The 15,047-nt window shown below is 69.9% G+C and carries 16 protein-coding genes; 11 read left to right on the forward strand and 5 right to left on the reverse strand.

Annotated features, from left to right (window positions below; translation table 11 throughout):
- The first annotated feature begins 129 nt into the window (after positions 1-129).
- Positions 130-780, forward strand: coding sequence for a cobalamin B12-binding domain-containing protein (locus LCC91_RS02585; RefSeq protein WP_224441057.1), 651 nt, complete (start codon positions 130-132; stop codon positions 778-780).
- Positions 781-786: 6 nt separating this feature from the next.
- Here the strand turns inward: LCC91_RS02585 and LCC91_RS02590 are convergent, their stop codons facing one another.
- Positions 787-1,290 carry an Lrp/AsnC family transcriptional regulator gene (locus tag LCC91_RS02590; protein WP_185974890.1) on the reverse strand — a complete coding sequence of 168 codons (504 nt, stop codon included), beginning with the start codon at positions 1,288-1,290 and terminating at the stop codon, positions 787-789.
- Between the two features lie 71 nt (positions 1,291-1,361).
- On the opposite strand from LCC91_RS02590, the gene LCC91_RS02595 reads away from it, so the two are divergent.
- A complete protein-coding gene (locus LCC91_RS02595; RefSeq protein ID WP_058616693.1) occupies positions 1,362-2,336 on the forward strand; it encodes an EamA family transporter in 975 nt (324 codons plus the stop codon).
- On the opposite strand, the gene LCC91_RS02600 is transcribed toward LCC91_RS02595, so the two are convergent.
- Positions 2,300-3,241, reverse strand: coding sequence for a LysR family transcriptional regulator (locus tag LCC91_RS02600; protein WP_058616689.1), 942 nt, complete (start codon positions 3,239-3,241; stop codon positions 2,300-2,302). The genes LCC91_RS02595 and LCC91_RS02600 overlap by 37 nt on opposite strands.
- A gap of 133 nt (positions 3,242-3,374) precedes the next feature.
- Between LCC91_RS02600 and LCC91_RS02605 the strand changes: the two genes are divergently transcribed.
- The 9 genes from LCC91_RS02605 (at position 3,375) to LCC91_RS02645 (ending at position 13,179) form a co-directional block, all read left to right on the forward strand.
- The gene (locus LCC91_RS02605; RefSeq protein ID WP_390612129.1) at positions 3,375-4,109 is read left to right on the forward strand and encodes an HAD-IA family hydrolase; all 735 of its coding nucleotides are present in this window, start codon (positions 3,375-3,377) and stop codon (positions 4,107-4,109) included.
- Between the two features lie 78 nt (positions 4,110-4,187).
- A complete protein-coding gene (locus LCC91_RS02610) occupies positions 4,188-5,270 on the forward strand; it encodes a class 1 fructose-bisphosphatase (protein ID WP_043703002.1) in 1,083 nt (360 codons plus the stop codon).
- A 57-nt stretch (positions 5,271-5,327) separates the two neighbouring features.
- Entirely contained in the window at positions 5,328-6,212 is an 885-nt protein-coding gene (locus tag LCC91_RS02615) for a phosphoribulokinase (RefSeq protein ID WP_043703004.1), read from the forward strand.
- Positions 6,213-6,246: 34 nt separating this feature from the next.
- Positions 6,247-8,274 carry a transketolase gene (tkt, locus tag LCC91_RS02620; protein WP_058616686.1) on the forward strand — a complete coding sequence of 676 codons (2,028 nt, stop codon included), beginning with the start codon at positions 6,247-6,249 and terminating at the stop codon, positions 8,272-8,274.
- The gene (gph, locus tag LCC91_RS02625) at positions 8,271-8,999 is read left to right on the forward strand and encodes a phosphoglycolate phosphatase (protein ID WP_058616685.1); all 729 of its coding nucleotides are present in this window, start codon (positions 8,271-8,273) and stop codon (positions 8,997-8,999) included. Before tkt ends, gph begins: the two co-directional genes overlap by 4 nt.
- A 46-nt stretch (positions 9,000-9,045) precedes the next feature.
- A complete protein-coding gene (gene gap, locus LCC91_RS02630; RefSeq protein WP_043703007.1) occupies positions 9,046-10,068 on the forward strand; it encodes a type I glyceraldehyde-3-phosphate dehydrogenase in 1,023 nt (340 codons plus the stop codon).
- A 25-nt stretch (positions 10,069-10,093) separates the two neighbouring features.
- Positions 10,094-11,293, forward strand: coding sequence for a phosphoglycerate kinase (locus LCC91_RS02635; RefSeq protein WP_043703009.1), 1,200 nt, complete (start codon positions 10,094-10,096; stop codon positions 11,291-11,293).
- 61 nt (positions 11,294-11,354) lie between these two features.
- Entirely contained in the window at positions 11,355-12,422 is a 1,068-nt protein-coding gene (gene fba / locus LCC91_RS02640; RefSeq protein WP_043703011.1) for a class II fructose-bisphosphate aldolase, read from the forward strand.
- A gap of 43 nt (positions 12,423-12,465) precedes the next feature.
- Positions 12,466-13,179: a Crp/Fnr family transcriptional regulator gene (locus LCC91_RS02645; RefSeq protein ID WP_143897828.1), complete on the forward strand. Its 714-nt coding sequence runs from the start codon at positions 12,466-12,468 to the stop codon at positions 13,177-13,179.
- Between the two features lie 82 nt (positions 13,180-13,261).
- On the opposite strand, the gene lapB is transcribed toward LCC91_RS02645, so the two are convergent.
- From lapB to LCC91_RS02660, 3 genes are read right to left on the reverse strand one after another with little or no spacing between them, the layout of a single operon-like run.
- Positions 13,262-14,410 (reverse strand): lipopolysaccharide assembly protein LapB, encoded by a 1,149-nt coding sequence (gene lapB, locus LCC91_RS02650; protein ID WP_043703014.1) that lies wholly within the window; start codon positions 14,408-14,410, stop codon positions 13,262-13,264.
- Positions 14,400-14,684, reverse strand: coding sequence for a LapA family protein (locus LCC91_RS02655; protein ID WP_043703016.1), 285 nt, complete (start codon positions 14,682-14,684; stop codon positions 14,400-14,402). The genes lapB and LCC91_RS02655 overlap by 11 nt, the downstream gene beginning before the upstream one ends.
- Positions 14,681-14,974, reverse strand: coding sequence for an HU family DNA-binding protein (locus LCC91_RS02660; protein ID WP_043703018.1), 294 nt, complete (start codon positions 14,972-14,974; stop codon positions 14,681-14,683). The genes LCC91_RS02655 and LCC91_RS02660 overlap by 4 nt, the downstream gene beginning before the upstream one ends.
- Between the last annotated feature and the right edge of the window lie 73 nt (positions 14,975-15,047).

Genomic DNA, 15,047 nt, shown 5'->3' on the forward strand with positions numbered 1-15,047 from the left:
CATCGGCCGGGCCAGGTGGTGCCGCTTGGCGACGGTGGTTTGCCCCCACCGGTTCGGGATCGGCGGCGGCAACCCCAGAGGCGGGAAGCGCTTGCGGCCAGTGTCTATCCAGCGCTTTTGTTCGCCGAGGTGCCCGACGGGGATGACGCGTGGGCAGCCATCCGCACGGCGCAACCGCAGCGGCTGCGGGAGTTGTTGCGCGCGGCGATCGATGTGCATGGGTTGGCGGCCGTGCTGGAGCGCACCGTTGCGCCGCTGTGCGTCGCGGTGGGGGACGCGTGGATGCGGGGGGAGATCGGTGTCTACCACGAACACCTGTTCACCGAGGCCGTGCAAGCCGTGCTGCGCGAGGCGATCGCGGCGGTGGACGCCGGCCACGCCGCGGGCATGCGGCCGCCGCGCGTGCTCCTGACCACCGCGCCCGGTGAGCAGCACGCGCTGGGGTTGCTGATGGCCGAATGCATGCTGGCGTTGGCGGGGTGCGAGCGGGTATTGCTTGGGGTGTCGACGCCGTTGATGGACATTGTGGAAGCGGCCGCCGCCAGTCAGGCGGATGTGGTGGCGCTGAGCTTCAGCCTCCAGGCGCGCCGGCGCGAGGTCATCGACGCCGTCACGCAACTGCGCCAGCGCCTGCCCGAGCGGGTGGCGCTGTGGGTGGGCGGTGCCGGCGCGCAGCGCCCGCTGCGGCACCCGCCGGCGGGCGTGCGGGTGTTCGCGCGCGTCACCGACGTCAGCGCTCAAGTGGCGGCGTGGCGGCAGGCGCAGGGCGCGGCCGCGTAGTCCGCGTCAGCTTCCGGTACCGTCCGGCGGCCGCGCCCCGGACGAGGGCGGCCAGCGCAGCGGCCGGTCCTCGAACTCGGTGTTGAGCACGACGGTGCTGGTCGTGCGCGCCACACCGGGGATGGCCTTGATCTGGTACAGCACGTCTTCCAGCGCGCGCGCGTGGGTGGTGCGGATCTTGGCCAGGAAGTCGTATTCGCCGGCGACGCTGTGCAGCTCCAGCACCTCCGGCATCTCGCGCAGGCGCGGCGCGACCTCGCGGCAGTGCACGCCGCCGTCGTTGCGGATCGCGACGAAGGCGGTGAAGTGCAGACCGAGCCGCTGCGGGTCGATGCGCAGCGAAAAGCGCTCGATCACGCCGCGCTCGACCATCTTGCGCACGCGCTCGTGCACGGCGGCGGTGGAGAGCCCCACTTCGCTGGCGACGTCGGCGTAAGAACGCCGGCTGTCGGCGCTCAGCGCCGTAAGAATTCCGATGTCAATCTCGTCGAGCTGAATATTTGCTTGCATTGGGCGCGGTTCTCGGTCAAAATACGGCCAGGCCGCCGATGGCCGGAAATTATCCGATCGGACCCCTCATCATGCAAACTTTTTCCACTGCTGCCGTTCCCCGCTGGCGATTCGTCGGTGCTCTCGCAATCGTCTACGTCGTCTGGGGCACGACCTACTACGCGCTCGGCGTGGCGATGCGCACGCTGCCGCCGGTGCTGATGAACGGGGTGCGCTTTCTCGTTGCCGGGGCGGTGATGCTGATGTGGGCGCAGTGGCGTGGCCAGGCGTGGCCCACGCGGCGCGAGTGGTGGGGGTGCGCGCTGATCGGCACCCTGATGGCCTTCGCCGCGATGGCGCTGGTCGTGCTTGCGCAGCGGCTGGGCATCGGTTCCGGTCTGATGGCGACGGTCGTCACCACGATGCCGATGTGGCTGGCGCTGTGGACCCGGTTGGGCGGCGAGCGCGTGCCCGCGACGAGCTGGGCCGGGCTGGTGTTGGGGGCCGCGGGGGCGGCGCTGCTGGCGCTGGAGGGGGATTTCGGCGCCACGCCGCTCGGCGCGTTATGCGCCTTTGCCGCACCGCTGTGCTGGAGCCTCGGGTCGTACGCGTCGCGCCGCGTCGCGCTGCCGGCCCCGGCGATGGCCGCCGGTGCACAGTGGCTGATCGGCGGTGCCGTCGGGCTGGCCGTTGCGTGGTCGGTGGAGCCGGGCGCGCGCACGGTGGACGTGTCGGCGGTCAGCGCCGCATCGTGGTGGGCCTGGGGCTATCTGGTCGTGATGGGGACGCTGGTGACGCTCAACTGCTACCTGTGGCTGCTGCAGCACACGTCGGTGGCGCTGGCGGGCAGCTACTCGTTTGTCAACCCGCTGGTGGCGCTGGCGGTGGGCGTGGGGCTGGGCGGTGAGCGGCTGACCGGCTGGGTATTCGTCGCGATGCCGCTGATCCTCGCCGGGTTGGCACTGATCGCGTACGGGCCGGCCCTGCTGGCGTGGGGGCGCCGCGGGTGGCTGCCGGTGCGCGGGCGGCTTCAGCCGGCCGGCGCCAGCGGCAGCAGCGCACCGTAGCGCTTGGCGAGAAACGCTTCGCCGTGCTCCAGCACGAAGTAGCGAAAGGCCTCCGCGGCGGGCGAGAGCAGCTTGGCCAGCGTGTGCACGACGTGCCACGCGCGCACGATCGGCGTGCCCTCGACGTCCAGCCGGGCGATCAGGCCGTGCTCGAGTTCCAGACCCAGCGTGTGCAGCGACAGCAGCCCCAACCCCAGCCCGGCCATCACGGCCTGTTTGACGGCCTCGTTGCTGGGCAATTCCATGGCCAGGTGAGGCTCGGCGCGCTGGCGCTGAAAAAAGTCGTCGAACACGGCGCGCGTGCCCGAGCCGTGCTCGCGAACGACGAACGCATAGGGCAGTAGCGACGCCACCGTCGGGTGGCCGATGCGCAGCAGCGGGTGATCGACGGGCGCGACGAAGACGTGCGGGTGCGCGCCGAACGGTTCCGCGCGCACGTTGAGCTCGGTGGGCGGCCGGCCCATGATGGCCACGTCGACCTCGTTGTTGTGCAGCATCTGCACCAGCTGGTGGCGGTTGCCGATCGCCAGCCGTACGTCCAGCCCGGTGTGTTCGCGCGTGAACTCGGCCAACAGCGCCGGCACGAAATACTGCGCCGTGCTCAGCAGCCCGATCGTGAGCGAGCCCGTCTCCAGCCGCTGCAGCCGCGCCGCGGTGTCCTCGGCGTCCTTGAGCGTCGCGAGCACCTTGCGCGCGTAGACGAGCATGTACTCACCGGCGGTGGTGAGCGCCACCCGCCGGCCCTGCCGCTCGAACAGCGGCAGGCCCACGTGCCCCTCCAGTTCCTTGATCTGCATCGTCACCGCCGGCGGCGTCAGGTGCAGCGCCTCGGCCGCGCGCGCGAAGCTGAGGTGGCGGGCGACCTCAGCGAAGACCCGGAGCTGGCGAAAGGTGGCGTTGCGCATCGAAACGTTCAGCTTAGGCTGAATCAAAGGATAACGAATCGTGAATTTACCTTATTTCATTGCTTACTTATAGTGGGCATTCGACGCGCTGCCGGCCCCCGCCGCGGCGCCGACCGACGAGGTGATGCCCATGTTGTCCGCTCTGATTTTCGACGTCGACGGGACGCTCGCCGACACCGAACATGCGCACCTGGCCGCGTTCAACGCCGCCTTCGCGGCGGAGGGGTTGGACTGGCGCTGGGACGTGCCGCTCTACACCGAGCTGCTGACCATCTCCGGCGGCAAGGAGCGCATCCGCCACTACTGGGAGCGCGTCAACGCGGGTGTGCGCGACATCGACGGCACGGCGCTGGACGTGCTGATCGACCACCTGCACGAGGTCAAGACCGCTGCCTACGAGCAGGCGGTACTCGACGGTGCGGTGCGCCTGCGCCCGGGCGTGCTGGAGCTGATCGACGAGGCCCGCCGCGCCGGCATCACGCTGGCCATCGCCACCACCACCTCACCCGTCAACATCGCGGCGCTGCTGCGCCAGGCGCTGGGGCCCGACTGGCGCCGCGCCTTCGCGGTGATCGAAGACGCCTCCACCGCCCCACGCAAGAAGCCGAACCCGCAGGTGTATCGGCAGACGCTGCAGCGGCTCGCGCTGCCGGCAGCACAGTGTCTGGCGTTCGAGGACTCGGCCAACGGCCTGCAGGCGGCCACCGGCGCGGGGCTCGCCACCATCGTCACGCCCAACGATTTCACGGCCCACCACGACTTCACCGGTGCGCTGCGCGTGCTCTCCACGCTGGAGGGCGTCACGCTCGACACGCTGCGCGCGTGGCACGCCGAGGTGAGCGTGGCTTCAGCCGCGCGTGCCGGCTGAGTGGCCCGCGGCCCCCACGCATCGACGCCTTTGCACCAGCGCCATTTCCCCGATAAACAGACCCGAGGAGATCGTTTCATGCCCCTGTCGCAACGCACGACGCTCACGCAGTTTCTGATCGAGCAGCGCCGCCGCTTTCCCCAGGCCAGCGGCGACTTCAACGCGCTGATCCTGGACATCGCCCTCGCGTGCAAGGCCATCGCGGGCAGCGTGGCGTACGGGGCGTTGGGGGGCGTGCTGGGGGCGCAGGCCGGCTCCATCAACGTCCAGGGCGAGGAGCAGAAGAAGCTCGATGTCATTAGCAACGAGCTGTTCATCCGCGCCTGCGAATGGGGCGGTCACCTGGCCGGCATGGCGTCCGAGGAGATGGACGAGCCGTATGCGATCCCGCCGCACTACCCGCGCGGCAAGTACCTGCTCGTCTTCGACCCGCTGGACGGCTCCAGCAACATCGACGTCAACGTATCGGTGGGCAGCATCTTTTCGGTGCTGCGCGCACCGCAGGCCGTGGTCGACGGTGAGCGCCCGCTGCAGGCGCAGGACTTCCTGCAGCCGGGCGAACGGCAGGTGGCCGCCGGCTATGCACTCTACGGCCCGTCGACGATGCTGGTGCTCAGCGTCGGCACGGGGGTGCACGGCTTCACGCTCGACCCGCAGCTGGGCGAGTTTTTCCTGTCGCATCCGGATATCCGCGTGCCGGAGAAGACCCAGGAGTTCGCGATCAACGCCTCCAACAGCCGGTTCTGGGAGCCGCCGGTCAAGCGCTACGTCGACGAGTGCCTGGCCGGCAAGACCGGCCCGCGCGGCAAGGACTTCAACATGCGCTGGATCGCGTCGATGGTCGCCGAGGCGCACCGCATCTTCATGCGCGGCGGGGTGTTCCTCTATCCGCGCGACACCAAGGACCCGAGCAAGCCGGGGCGGCTGCGCCTGCTGTACGAGGCCAACCCGATCGGCTACCTGATGGAACAGGCGGGCGGGCGCGCCAGCACGGGGCGCGAGCCGATGCTGCAGGTGCAGCCAACGTCGTTGCACCAGCGCATCGGGCTGGTCTTCGGCTCGCGCGAGGAGGTGGAGCGCATCGAGCAGTACCACCGCGAGCCCGCGCGGGTGCGCGACGACATCCCCCTGTTTGCCGAACGCACGCTGTTTCGCGATTGACGGTGACCCGCCGCGGTTTGCCATTCCGATTCGCATTGATCCGAGGAGTCAGGTTCCATGTCTGAGAAGCACCCCATCATCGCCATCACCGGGTCGTCCGGCGCCGGCACGTCGACCGTCACGCGCACGTTCCAGAACATCTTCCGGCGCGAAGGCGTTAAAGCCGCGATCATCGAAGGCGACAGCTTCCACCGCTACGACCGCAAGGAGATGCGCGTCAAGATGGCCGAGGAGGAGGCGCGCGGCAACCGGCACTTCAGCCACTTCGGGCCGGAGGCCAACCTGTTCGAGGAGCTGGAGGCGCTGTTTCGCACCTATGCCGAGACCGGACGCGGGCGCAGCCGCAAATACCTGCACAACGAGGAGGAAGCGGCCCCGTATGGCCAGGAGCCCGGGACCTTCACCCCGTGGGAGGATCTGCCCGCCGACACCGACATGCTGTTCTACGAGGGGCTGCACGGCGCGGTGGTGACCGACAAGGTCAATGTTGCACAATACCCGGACCTGCTGATCGGCGTCGCCCCGTCGATCAACCTGGAGTGGATCCAAAAGCTCATCCGCGACAAGACGCAGCGCCGCTACAGCCAGGAGGCGGTGGTGGACACCATCCTGCGTCGCATGCCCGACTATGTCAACTACATCTGCCCGCAGTTTGCGGTCACCCACGTCAACTTCCAGCGCGTGCCGGTGGTGGACACGTCCAACCCGTTCATCGCGCGCGACATTCCCACCGCCGACGAGAGCGTCTGTGTGATCCGCTTCGCCAAGCCCAAGGGCATCGACTTCCCGTACCTGCTGTCGATGATCGACGGCTCGTGGATGAGCCGCGCCAACACCATCGTCGTCCCCGGCGGCAAGATGGAGCTGGCGATGCAGCTCATCTTCACCCCGTTCATCTGGCGCATGATGGAGCGGCGCAAGCGTGCACTGGGGCTGGCCTGAGCCCTTTTCCCGACCAAACCCGTCCGACAACGTCATGACCTCCCTTTCGACCGTGCCGACCTCTTCCCCCATCGAACGGCAGATGGCCAACGCGATCCGCTTCCTGGCCATGGACGCCGTGCAGAAAGCCAACAGCGGCCACCCCGGCGCCCCAATGGGCATGGCCGAAATGGCCGTCGCCCTCTGGGGCCGGCACCTGCGGCACAACCCCACCAACCCGGCGTGGCCCGACCGCGACCGCTTCGTGCTCTCCAACGGGCACGGCTCGATGCTCATCTACGCGCTGCTGCACCTGACGGGCTACGATCTGCCGATCGAGGAGCTGCAGGCGTTCCGCCAGCTGCACAGCAAGACCCCGGGGCACCCGGAAGTCGGCATGACGCCGGGCGTGGAGACGACCACCGGCCCGCTGGGGCAGGGCATCGCCAACGCCGTCGGCATGGCGATGGCGGAAAAGCTGCTCGCCGCCGAGTTCAACCGCGACGGCCACACCATCGTCGACCACTACACCTACGTGTTCCTGGGTGACGGCTGCATGATGGAGGGCATCAGCCACGAGGTGTGTTCGCTGGCGGGCACGTGGCGCTTGTCGAAACTCATCGCGCTGTACGACGACAACGGCATCTCGATCGACGGCCACGTCGAGGGCTGGTTTGCCGACGACACGCCCAAGCGCTTCGAGGCCTATGGCTGGCACGTGATCCGTGACGTCAACGGACACGACGTGGAGGCGGTGAGCGCCGCCATTGCCGCTGCGAAGGCCCAGGCCACGCGGCCGGACGGCAAGCCGACGCTGATCTGCTGCAAGACCGTGATCGGCCAGGGCGCGCCGTCCAAGGCCGGCACGCACGACGTGCACGGCGCGCCGCTCGGCGACGCCGAAATCGCCGCCGCGCGCGAGGCGCTGGGCTGGCCCCATGCGCCATTCGAGGTGCCGGCCGACGTGCGCGCCGCGTGGGACGCGCGCGCGCGCGGCGCCCAGGCCGAAGCCGAGTGGACGCAGCGCTTTGCCGCGTACCGCGCAGCGTACCCCGAGCTGGCCGCGGAATTCGAGCGCCGCATGCGCGGTGAGCTGTCGCCGCGCTACCACGCCGAGCGTGACGCCGTGCTGCAAAAGCTGGCGGCCGAGGCCAAGACCGTGGCCACCCGCAAGGCCAGCCAGCTCGCGCTCGACGCGCTGGCGCCGCTGCTGCCGGAATTCCTCGGTGGCTCGGCGGACCTGACCGGCTCCAACCTCACCAACTTCAAGGGCTGCGTGCCGGGCGGTCGCGACCGCTGGGGCAACCACTGGAGCTACGGCGTGCGCGAGTTCGGCATGGCCGCGATCATGAACGGCATCGCGCTGCACGGCGGCTATCTGCCGTATGGCGGGACGTTCCTGACGTTCAGTGACTACTCGCGCAACGCCGTGCGCATGGCCGCGCTGATGAAGCAGCGCGTCGTGCACGTCTTCACGCACGACTCGATCGGCCTCGGCGAAGATGGACCCACCCACCAGCCGGTGGAGCACACGGCGAGCCTGCGCCTGATCCCGAACCTGGACGTGTGGCGGCCGGCCGACACCGCCGAGACGGCGGTCGCGTGGTGCGCGGCCGTGGAGCGCGCGGACGGCCCGACGGCGCTGGTGCTCAGCCGCCAGAACCTGCCGGTGGTCGCGTCCCAGGCCCGCGCCAGCGACATCGCGCGCGGGGGCTACGTGCTCAGCGACGCGCCGGGGGCGCGCGCGGTCATCATCGCCACCGGCTCGGAGGTGACGCTCGCGCTGCAGGCGCAGCAGCGGCTGGCCGAAGCCGGCATCCCGGTGCGCGTCGTGTCGATGCCCAGCACCACCGTGTTCGACCGCCAGCCGCGCGCGTACCGCGACGAGGTGCTGCCCCCCGCGCTGCCCGCGGTGGCTGTCGAGGCCGGGCACCCGGACGGCTGGTACAAGTACGTGGGTCGCGAGGGTCGCATCATCGGCCTGGCGCGCTTCGGCGAATCGGCCCCGGCTGCTGCGCTGTTCGCCTACTTCGGGTTCACGGTGGACAACGTCTGCGCCGCGGTGCAGGAGCTGCTGGCATGACGGCGGGCACGCGGGCGGCGCTGCCGTTCGACCTCATCCTGTTCGACCTCGACGGCACGCTGATCGAAACCGGCCCGGAGATCGCCGACGCCGTCAACGACACGCTGCGCGAGCTGCAGTTCGCGCCGGTGGACGAGGCGCAGGTGACGCGCTGGATCGGCCACGGCACGCGCGAGCTGCTGATCCAGGCGCTGGCGCACCGGCGCGGCGCCAGCGCCGAGGCGGTGCGGCAGTCGCCCGACTTCGCCCACATCGAAACCCGCTTCGGCGTGCATTACGGCCAGCGTTGTGGCACCCGCTCGCGCCTGTACCCGCACGTGCGCGAGTCGCTCGCGGCGTTGCGCGCGGCGGGCGTGCGGCTCGCCGTCGTCACCAACAAGGAAGGTGCCTACACCGCGCGTGTGCTGGCCGCGCACGGGCTGGACGACGCGTTCGACCGCGTCATCAGTGGCGATACGTTGCCGGTCAAGAAGCCCAACCCGCTGGCGGTGCACGACTGCCAGTTGCGGTTTGCGGTGGCGGCCGCGCGCACGCTGTTCGTCGGCGACTCGGCCATCGACGTGGCCACCGCGCGCGCCGCCGGCGTGCCGGTGTGGTGTGTGCCTTACGGCTACAACGCCGGCCACCCGGTGGCCGACAGCCAGCCGGACCGTATCATCGCCGACTTCGGGGCCTTGCACCCGGACGCGCTCGTGGCGCTGTGCCGCGACACCGTGCAGCCCTGAAGTCCCCCGGGTTTTTTCGTTTCCACGCCATCATCAGGAGCTCTCCATGACCATTCGAGTCGGCATCAACGGTTTCGGGCGCATCGGGCGCATGGTGTTTCGGGCTGCGCAGCGGCACTTCCGCGGTGACATCGAAATCGTCGGGATCAACGACCTGCTCGAACCCGAGTACCTCGCCTACATGCTGCGCTACGACAGCGTGCACGGGCGTTTCGACGGCGACATCGCGGTCGAGGGCAACACGCTGATCGTCAACGGCCAGCGCATCCGCCTCACCGCCGAGCGCGATCCGGCCAATCTGCGCTGGGGTGATGTCGGCGCCGACGTGGTGATCGAGTCCACGGGTCTGTTCCTGGACGACGCGAGCGCCCGCAAGCACCTGCAGGCCGGCGCGCGCAAGGTCGTGATGAGCGCTCCCAGCAAGGACGACACGCCGATGTTCGTTTACGGCGTCAACCACACCGCCTACGCCGGGCAGGACATCATCAGCAACGCGAGCTGCACGACCAACTGCCTGGCGCCGCTGGCCAAGGTGGTGCACGACAAGTGGGGCATCAAGCGCGGCCTGATGACCACCGTGCACGCCGCCACCGCGACGCAAAAGACCGTCGACGGACCGAGCAACAAGGACTGGCGCGGTGGCCGCGGCATCCTGGAAAACATCATCCCCAGCTCCACCGGCGCGGCCAAGGCGGTGGGCAAGGTGATCCCCTCGCTGAACAAGAAGCTCACGGGCATGGCGTTCCGCGTGCCGACCAGCGACGTCTCGGTGGTCGACCTCACCTGCGAGCTCGAGCGCCCGGCCAGCTACGAGGAGATCTGCGCCGAGATGCGCGCGATGGCCGAAAAGCCGGTGGCCGAGGGCGGGCTGGCCGGCGTGCTCGGCTACACCGAGGACAAGGTGGTCTCCACCGACTTCCGCGGCGAGCCGCGCACCAGCGTGTTTGACGCCGAGGCCGGCATCCAGCTCGACCCCACCTTCGTCAAGCTCGTGTCGTGGTACGACAACGAGTGGGGCTACTCCAACAAGTGCCTGGAGATGGCGCGCGTCGTGGCGCGCGCGCTCTGACGCAGCGGCCCGGAGGATGCCCACGATGGACATTTTGCGATTCGCCGACCTGTGCGCGCGCGGCGAGGTGGCCGGCAAGCGCGTCTTCATCCGCAGCGACCTCAACGTCCCGCTCGGTGACGGGGGCCGCATCACCGACGACACGCGCATCCGCGCCTCCGTCCCGGCCATCCAGATGGCGCTGGACGCGGGCGCGGCGGTGATGGTGACGTCGCACCTCGGCCGCCCCACCGAGGGACAGCCCAAGCCCGAGGACAGCCTGGCACCGGTGGCCGCGCGCCTGGCCGAGCTGCTCGGGCGCGAGGTGCCGCTGGTCACCGACTGGGTCGACGGGGGCTTCGCGCTCGCGCCGGGGCAGGTCGTGCTGCTGGAAAACTGCCGCCTCAACAAGGGCGAGAAGAAGAACGACCCCGAGCTGGCGCGGCGCATGGCGGCGCTGTGCGACATCTTCGTGCACGACGCCTTCGGCACCGCGCACCGGGCCGAGGCGACGACGACGGGCATCGCCGAGTACGCGCCGGTCGCTTGCGCCGGCCCGCTGCTGGCCGCGGAAATCGACGCGCTGACGCGCGCGCTGGAGCAGCCGGCGCGGCCGCTGGTCGCGATCGTCGGCGGCTCCAAGGTCTCGACGAAGCTCTCGATCCTCGAGAGCCTGGCCGACAAGGTCGACCAGCTGATTGTCGGCGGGGGGATCGCCAACACTTTCCTGCTCGCGGCCGGGCACCCGATTGGGGCGTCGCTGGCCGAGCCGGACATGGTCGAGCAGGCGCGCCGCGTGATGGAGCGCATGCGCGCGCGCGGGGCCGAGGTGCCGCTGCCCGAGGACGTGGTCGTGGCCACCGAGTTCAGCGCGACGGCCACGCCGCGGCGCTGCGGCGTCGATGACGTCCGCGCGGACGAGCGCATCCTCGACATCGGGGCGCGCAGCGCCGCACGGCTCGCCGACATCGTCGCGCGCGCCGGTACCGTGGTCTGGAACGGCCCGGTGGGCGTGTTCGAGTTTCCGGCCTTCGCCGGCGGCACGCGCATGCTCGCGGCGGCGATCGCGCATTCGCCGGCGTTCTCGATCGCCGGTGGCGGCGACACGCTGGCCGCGATCGCGCAGTTCGGCGTCACCGACGACATCGGCTACATCTCCACCGGCGGCGGCGCGTTCCTCGAAGTGCTGGAGGGCAAGACGCTGCCGGCGTTCGAGGTGCTGCAGCGCCGCGCGCAGCAGCGCTGAGCAGTGGCGTTCACGGCTTGTTCGATTCCCACACTGACAACGAGACCCGAGGAGTAACCCCATGGCCCTGATCACCCTGCGCCAACTGCTGGACCACGCGGCCGAGCATGGCTACGGCCTGCCAGCGTTCAACGTCAACAACATGGAGCAGATCCACGCCATCATGCAGGCGGCCGACGCGGTCGACAGCCCCGTCATCCTGCAAGGGTCGGCGGGGGCGCGCTCCTACGCCGGTGAGCCGTTCCTGCGCCACCTCGTGGCCGCCGCGATCGAGATGTACCCGCACATCCCCGTGTGCATGCACCAGGACCACGGCGCGTCGCCGGGCGTGTGCATGCGCTCGATCCAGTCGGGCTTCAGCTCGGTGATGATGGACGGCAGCCTGCTGGAAGATGGCAAGACGCCGGCGAGCTACGAGTACAACGTGCGCGTCACGCGCCAGGTCGCCGACATCGCGCACGCCTGTGGCGTCTCGGTCGAAGGCGAGCTGGGCTGCCTCGGGTCGCTGGAGACCGGCAAGGCCGGCGAGGAAGACGGGCACGGCGCCGAGGGCGAGCTCGATCACTCGATGCTGCTGACCGACCCGGACGAGGCCGCCGACTTCGTGCAGAAGACCCAGGTCGACGCGCTCGCGATCGCCATCGGCACCAGCCACGGCGCGTATAAGTTCTCGCAAAAGCCCACCGGCAAGGTGCTGCGCATCGACCGCGTCAAGGAAATCCACGCCCGCATCCCGAACGTCCACCTGGTCATGCACGGCAGCTCCAGCGTGCCGGAAGACTGGCTCGCCATCATCAACCGCTACGGCGGCGACATGGGCCAGACCTACGGGGTGCCGGTGGAGGAGATCGTCGAGGGCATCAAACACGGCGTGCGCAAGGTCAACATCGACACCGACCTGCGCATGGCCGCCACCGGCGCGATCCGCCAGCACCTGGCCGAAGACCGCAAGAACTTCGACCCGCGCAAGTTCCTCAAGGAAGCGACCAAGGCGATGTCGGCCATCTGCAAGGCGCGCTACGAGGCATTCGGCAGCGCCGGCATGGCCAGCCGCATCGGCCGCATCTACAGCCTCGACGAGATGCGCCGCCGCTACGAAAAGGGCGAGTTGGCCCCGCGGGTGTCCTGAGCGTCGGCGCCGCCCGTGCGGCGATTCGGGGGACAATCGGGGCATGATTCCGATCAAGACCGAATCTGCGTGGCGCGGCACCGCCGACTGCAAGGCGTGCGGAATCCGCGACATGGTGTTGTTCGCGGACCTCAACGAGCAGGATTTCAACCTCATCCACGCCCCGATCGACGACCTGGTGTACGGCGCGGGGCAGTCGCTGTATCAGGAAGGGGAATCGGCGTTCGGCGTCTTCACGCTGCGCAGAGGCCTCATCAAGCTCGTGCGCAGCACGCCGGACGGTCGTCAGCGCGTGTTGCGCGTGCTGCGTCCCGGCGACGTCGTCGGGCTGGAGGCGCTGGCCACCAGCCGCTACGACAGCGAAGCCACCGCGCTGACCGAGGTGTCCGTGTGCCGCATTCCCACCGACGTCATCCACCGGTTGGCGCAGAACTCGCCCCGGCTGCACTGGCGCCTGCTGCAAAAGTGGCAACAGGCGCTCAAGGAGGCCGACGACTGGCTCGCCGCGCTCAACTTCGGCACGGCGCGCCAGCGCGTCGCCAACTTCATCCTCAAGATGCGCCACGCGACCGATCCGTCGGTCGTGACGCTGTTCTCGCGCGAGGACATGGGCGCGATGATGGACCTCAAGCTCGAAACCGTCAGCCGCGAAATCAGCGCGCTGGCGCGTGCCGGCGTCATCGAGCCGCTCGACCGCATCGGGCGGCTCTACCGCATCCGCGACGAAGGGGCGCTGGAGGCCATCGTGACCGGCTGATGCCGCCCGGACCGGGGCCTGCGGACGGGGGCTACGATCTGCGACAGGTTGGCGAGCAATCCCGCGTCGACCGACCGTGGGGTCAGAGCTCCTCGACGCGCCGCGGCGGGTAGGTGTCCCACCCCTGGCAGCCGGGGCAGTGCCAGAAGTACTGGCGCGATTCGAACCCGCACGCGGCGCAGCGGTAGCGCTTGAGCGGTTCGCTCGCACGCTCCAGCGCCCGGCGCACGAGCGGGTCCTCGTCCGCAGCGCCGAGCGGCACGCCGGCCAGCCACAGCGTCGCCGCGACCAGCGATGGTTCCTGCCGCAGGTGGTGCAGATACTGCTGCCGGCCCTGCGCCGGGTCGGTTTCCAGCGACGCGAGCGCCTGCGTGACGTCCAGCGACGGCGCGTGGTGCTGGGCCCAGTCACGCAGGCGCTGGCGCGTCGGCTCGACGCGCTCCAACAGCCGCGACCACTGCGCCATCCCATGGGCGACCAGCGGCACGTGCTCGGGGCAGTGCGTGCACAGCGACTCGAGCGCCGCGAGCGCCCCGGCGGTGTTGCCCAGCGTCTGGCGCAGTTCGGCCAGCGACACCCAGGCCCGCGCGGATTCGGGAATGCGGGTCACGAGCGCCTCCAGCAGCGCGAGAGCCTCGCTGGTGTGGCCATGCCGCTGCAGCGCCGCCGCCTGTTCGCAGCGGTGATGCGCCAGGCGCAGCCGGAAGCTGCCGCGGTCGCTGCCCTCCAGGGCTTCGGCCATCTGCGCCGCCCGCGCCCAGTCGCGCGAGCGTTCGTGAATGCCCAGCAGCGCGAGCCGCGCCTCGGTGTCGTAGCGCGTGCCCAGCAACGCCTGGAACGCCGCCTCGGCCCGGTCCAGCAAGCCGGCCTTCAGAAAATCGTGGGCCAGCGCGTGTTGCGCCCGTTCGCGATCGCGCGGCGATAGGTCGGCGCGCGCGAGCAGGTGCTCGTGCACGCGCACCGCGCGGTCGTAGTCCCCGCGGCGGCGGAACAGAGCGCCCAACGCGAAATGCAGCTCGGCCGCATCCGGATCGTGGCGCACCGCCTCGATGAACGCGTCGATGGCCTGGTCCTGCTGCTCATTGAGCAGGTGGTTGAGCCCGCGGAAATAGGCGCGCGGGGCCTGGCGGCCCTCCAGGCGCCACTGGCGCAGATCCCAGCGCGACGCCAGCCAGCCGAGCGCGAACGCCAGCGGCAGCGCCCACAGCAGCCACGTGAAATCAAATGCCATGCACGGACGCGTCGTCAGCGACGGGGGTGGGGGCAGGGGCCGGCGGGGTCGCCGGCGTGCGGGCGTGGCGACGGGCGCGCCACCACAGCGGTGCCATCACCGCCATCCCCAACAGCACCCCGGCGAACAGCACGATCAGCAGCACCAGTGCGAGCGGCGCGTCCCAGTACGCGCCGAACAGCCCGTGCACGCGCACCGGCGCCTGGTTGTTGAGTGCCAGCGCGAAGACGAGGAAAAACGCCGCCGCCTTCCACAGCCAGCCCAACACCTTCATGGGCGACCTCGCTGCCGGTCGACCGCTTCCCGCAGGGCCTTGCCGGGCTTGAAATGCACGGCGCGCTTTGGCGGCACGTCGACCCATTCGCCGGTGCGCGGGTTGCGCGCCCGGCGGGCCCGCCGCTCGTGCAGCGCAAAGCTGCCAAAGCCCCGGATTTCAATGCGCTGTCCGGCGATCAGCGCCTCGGTCAACGCCTCCTGCAGGGTTTTGACCGCCATCTCGGCGTCGGTCACCGACAGGTGGGGGTGGCGCGCGGCGAGCGCCTCGTACATGTCACTGCGGTTCATACCGCCATTATGCCGAGGCCGCTGGGGCCGCGGACACGCCCCCGACAGGGCAGCGGTTGTGTCCCCGAGCCGT

This window comes from Tepidimonas taiwanensis (assembly GCF_020162115.1).
GTDB classification, from domain to species: domain Bacteria; phylum Pseudomonadota; class Gammaproteobacteria; order Burkholderiales; family Burkholderiaceae_C; genus Tepidimonas; species Tepidimonas taiwanensis.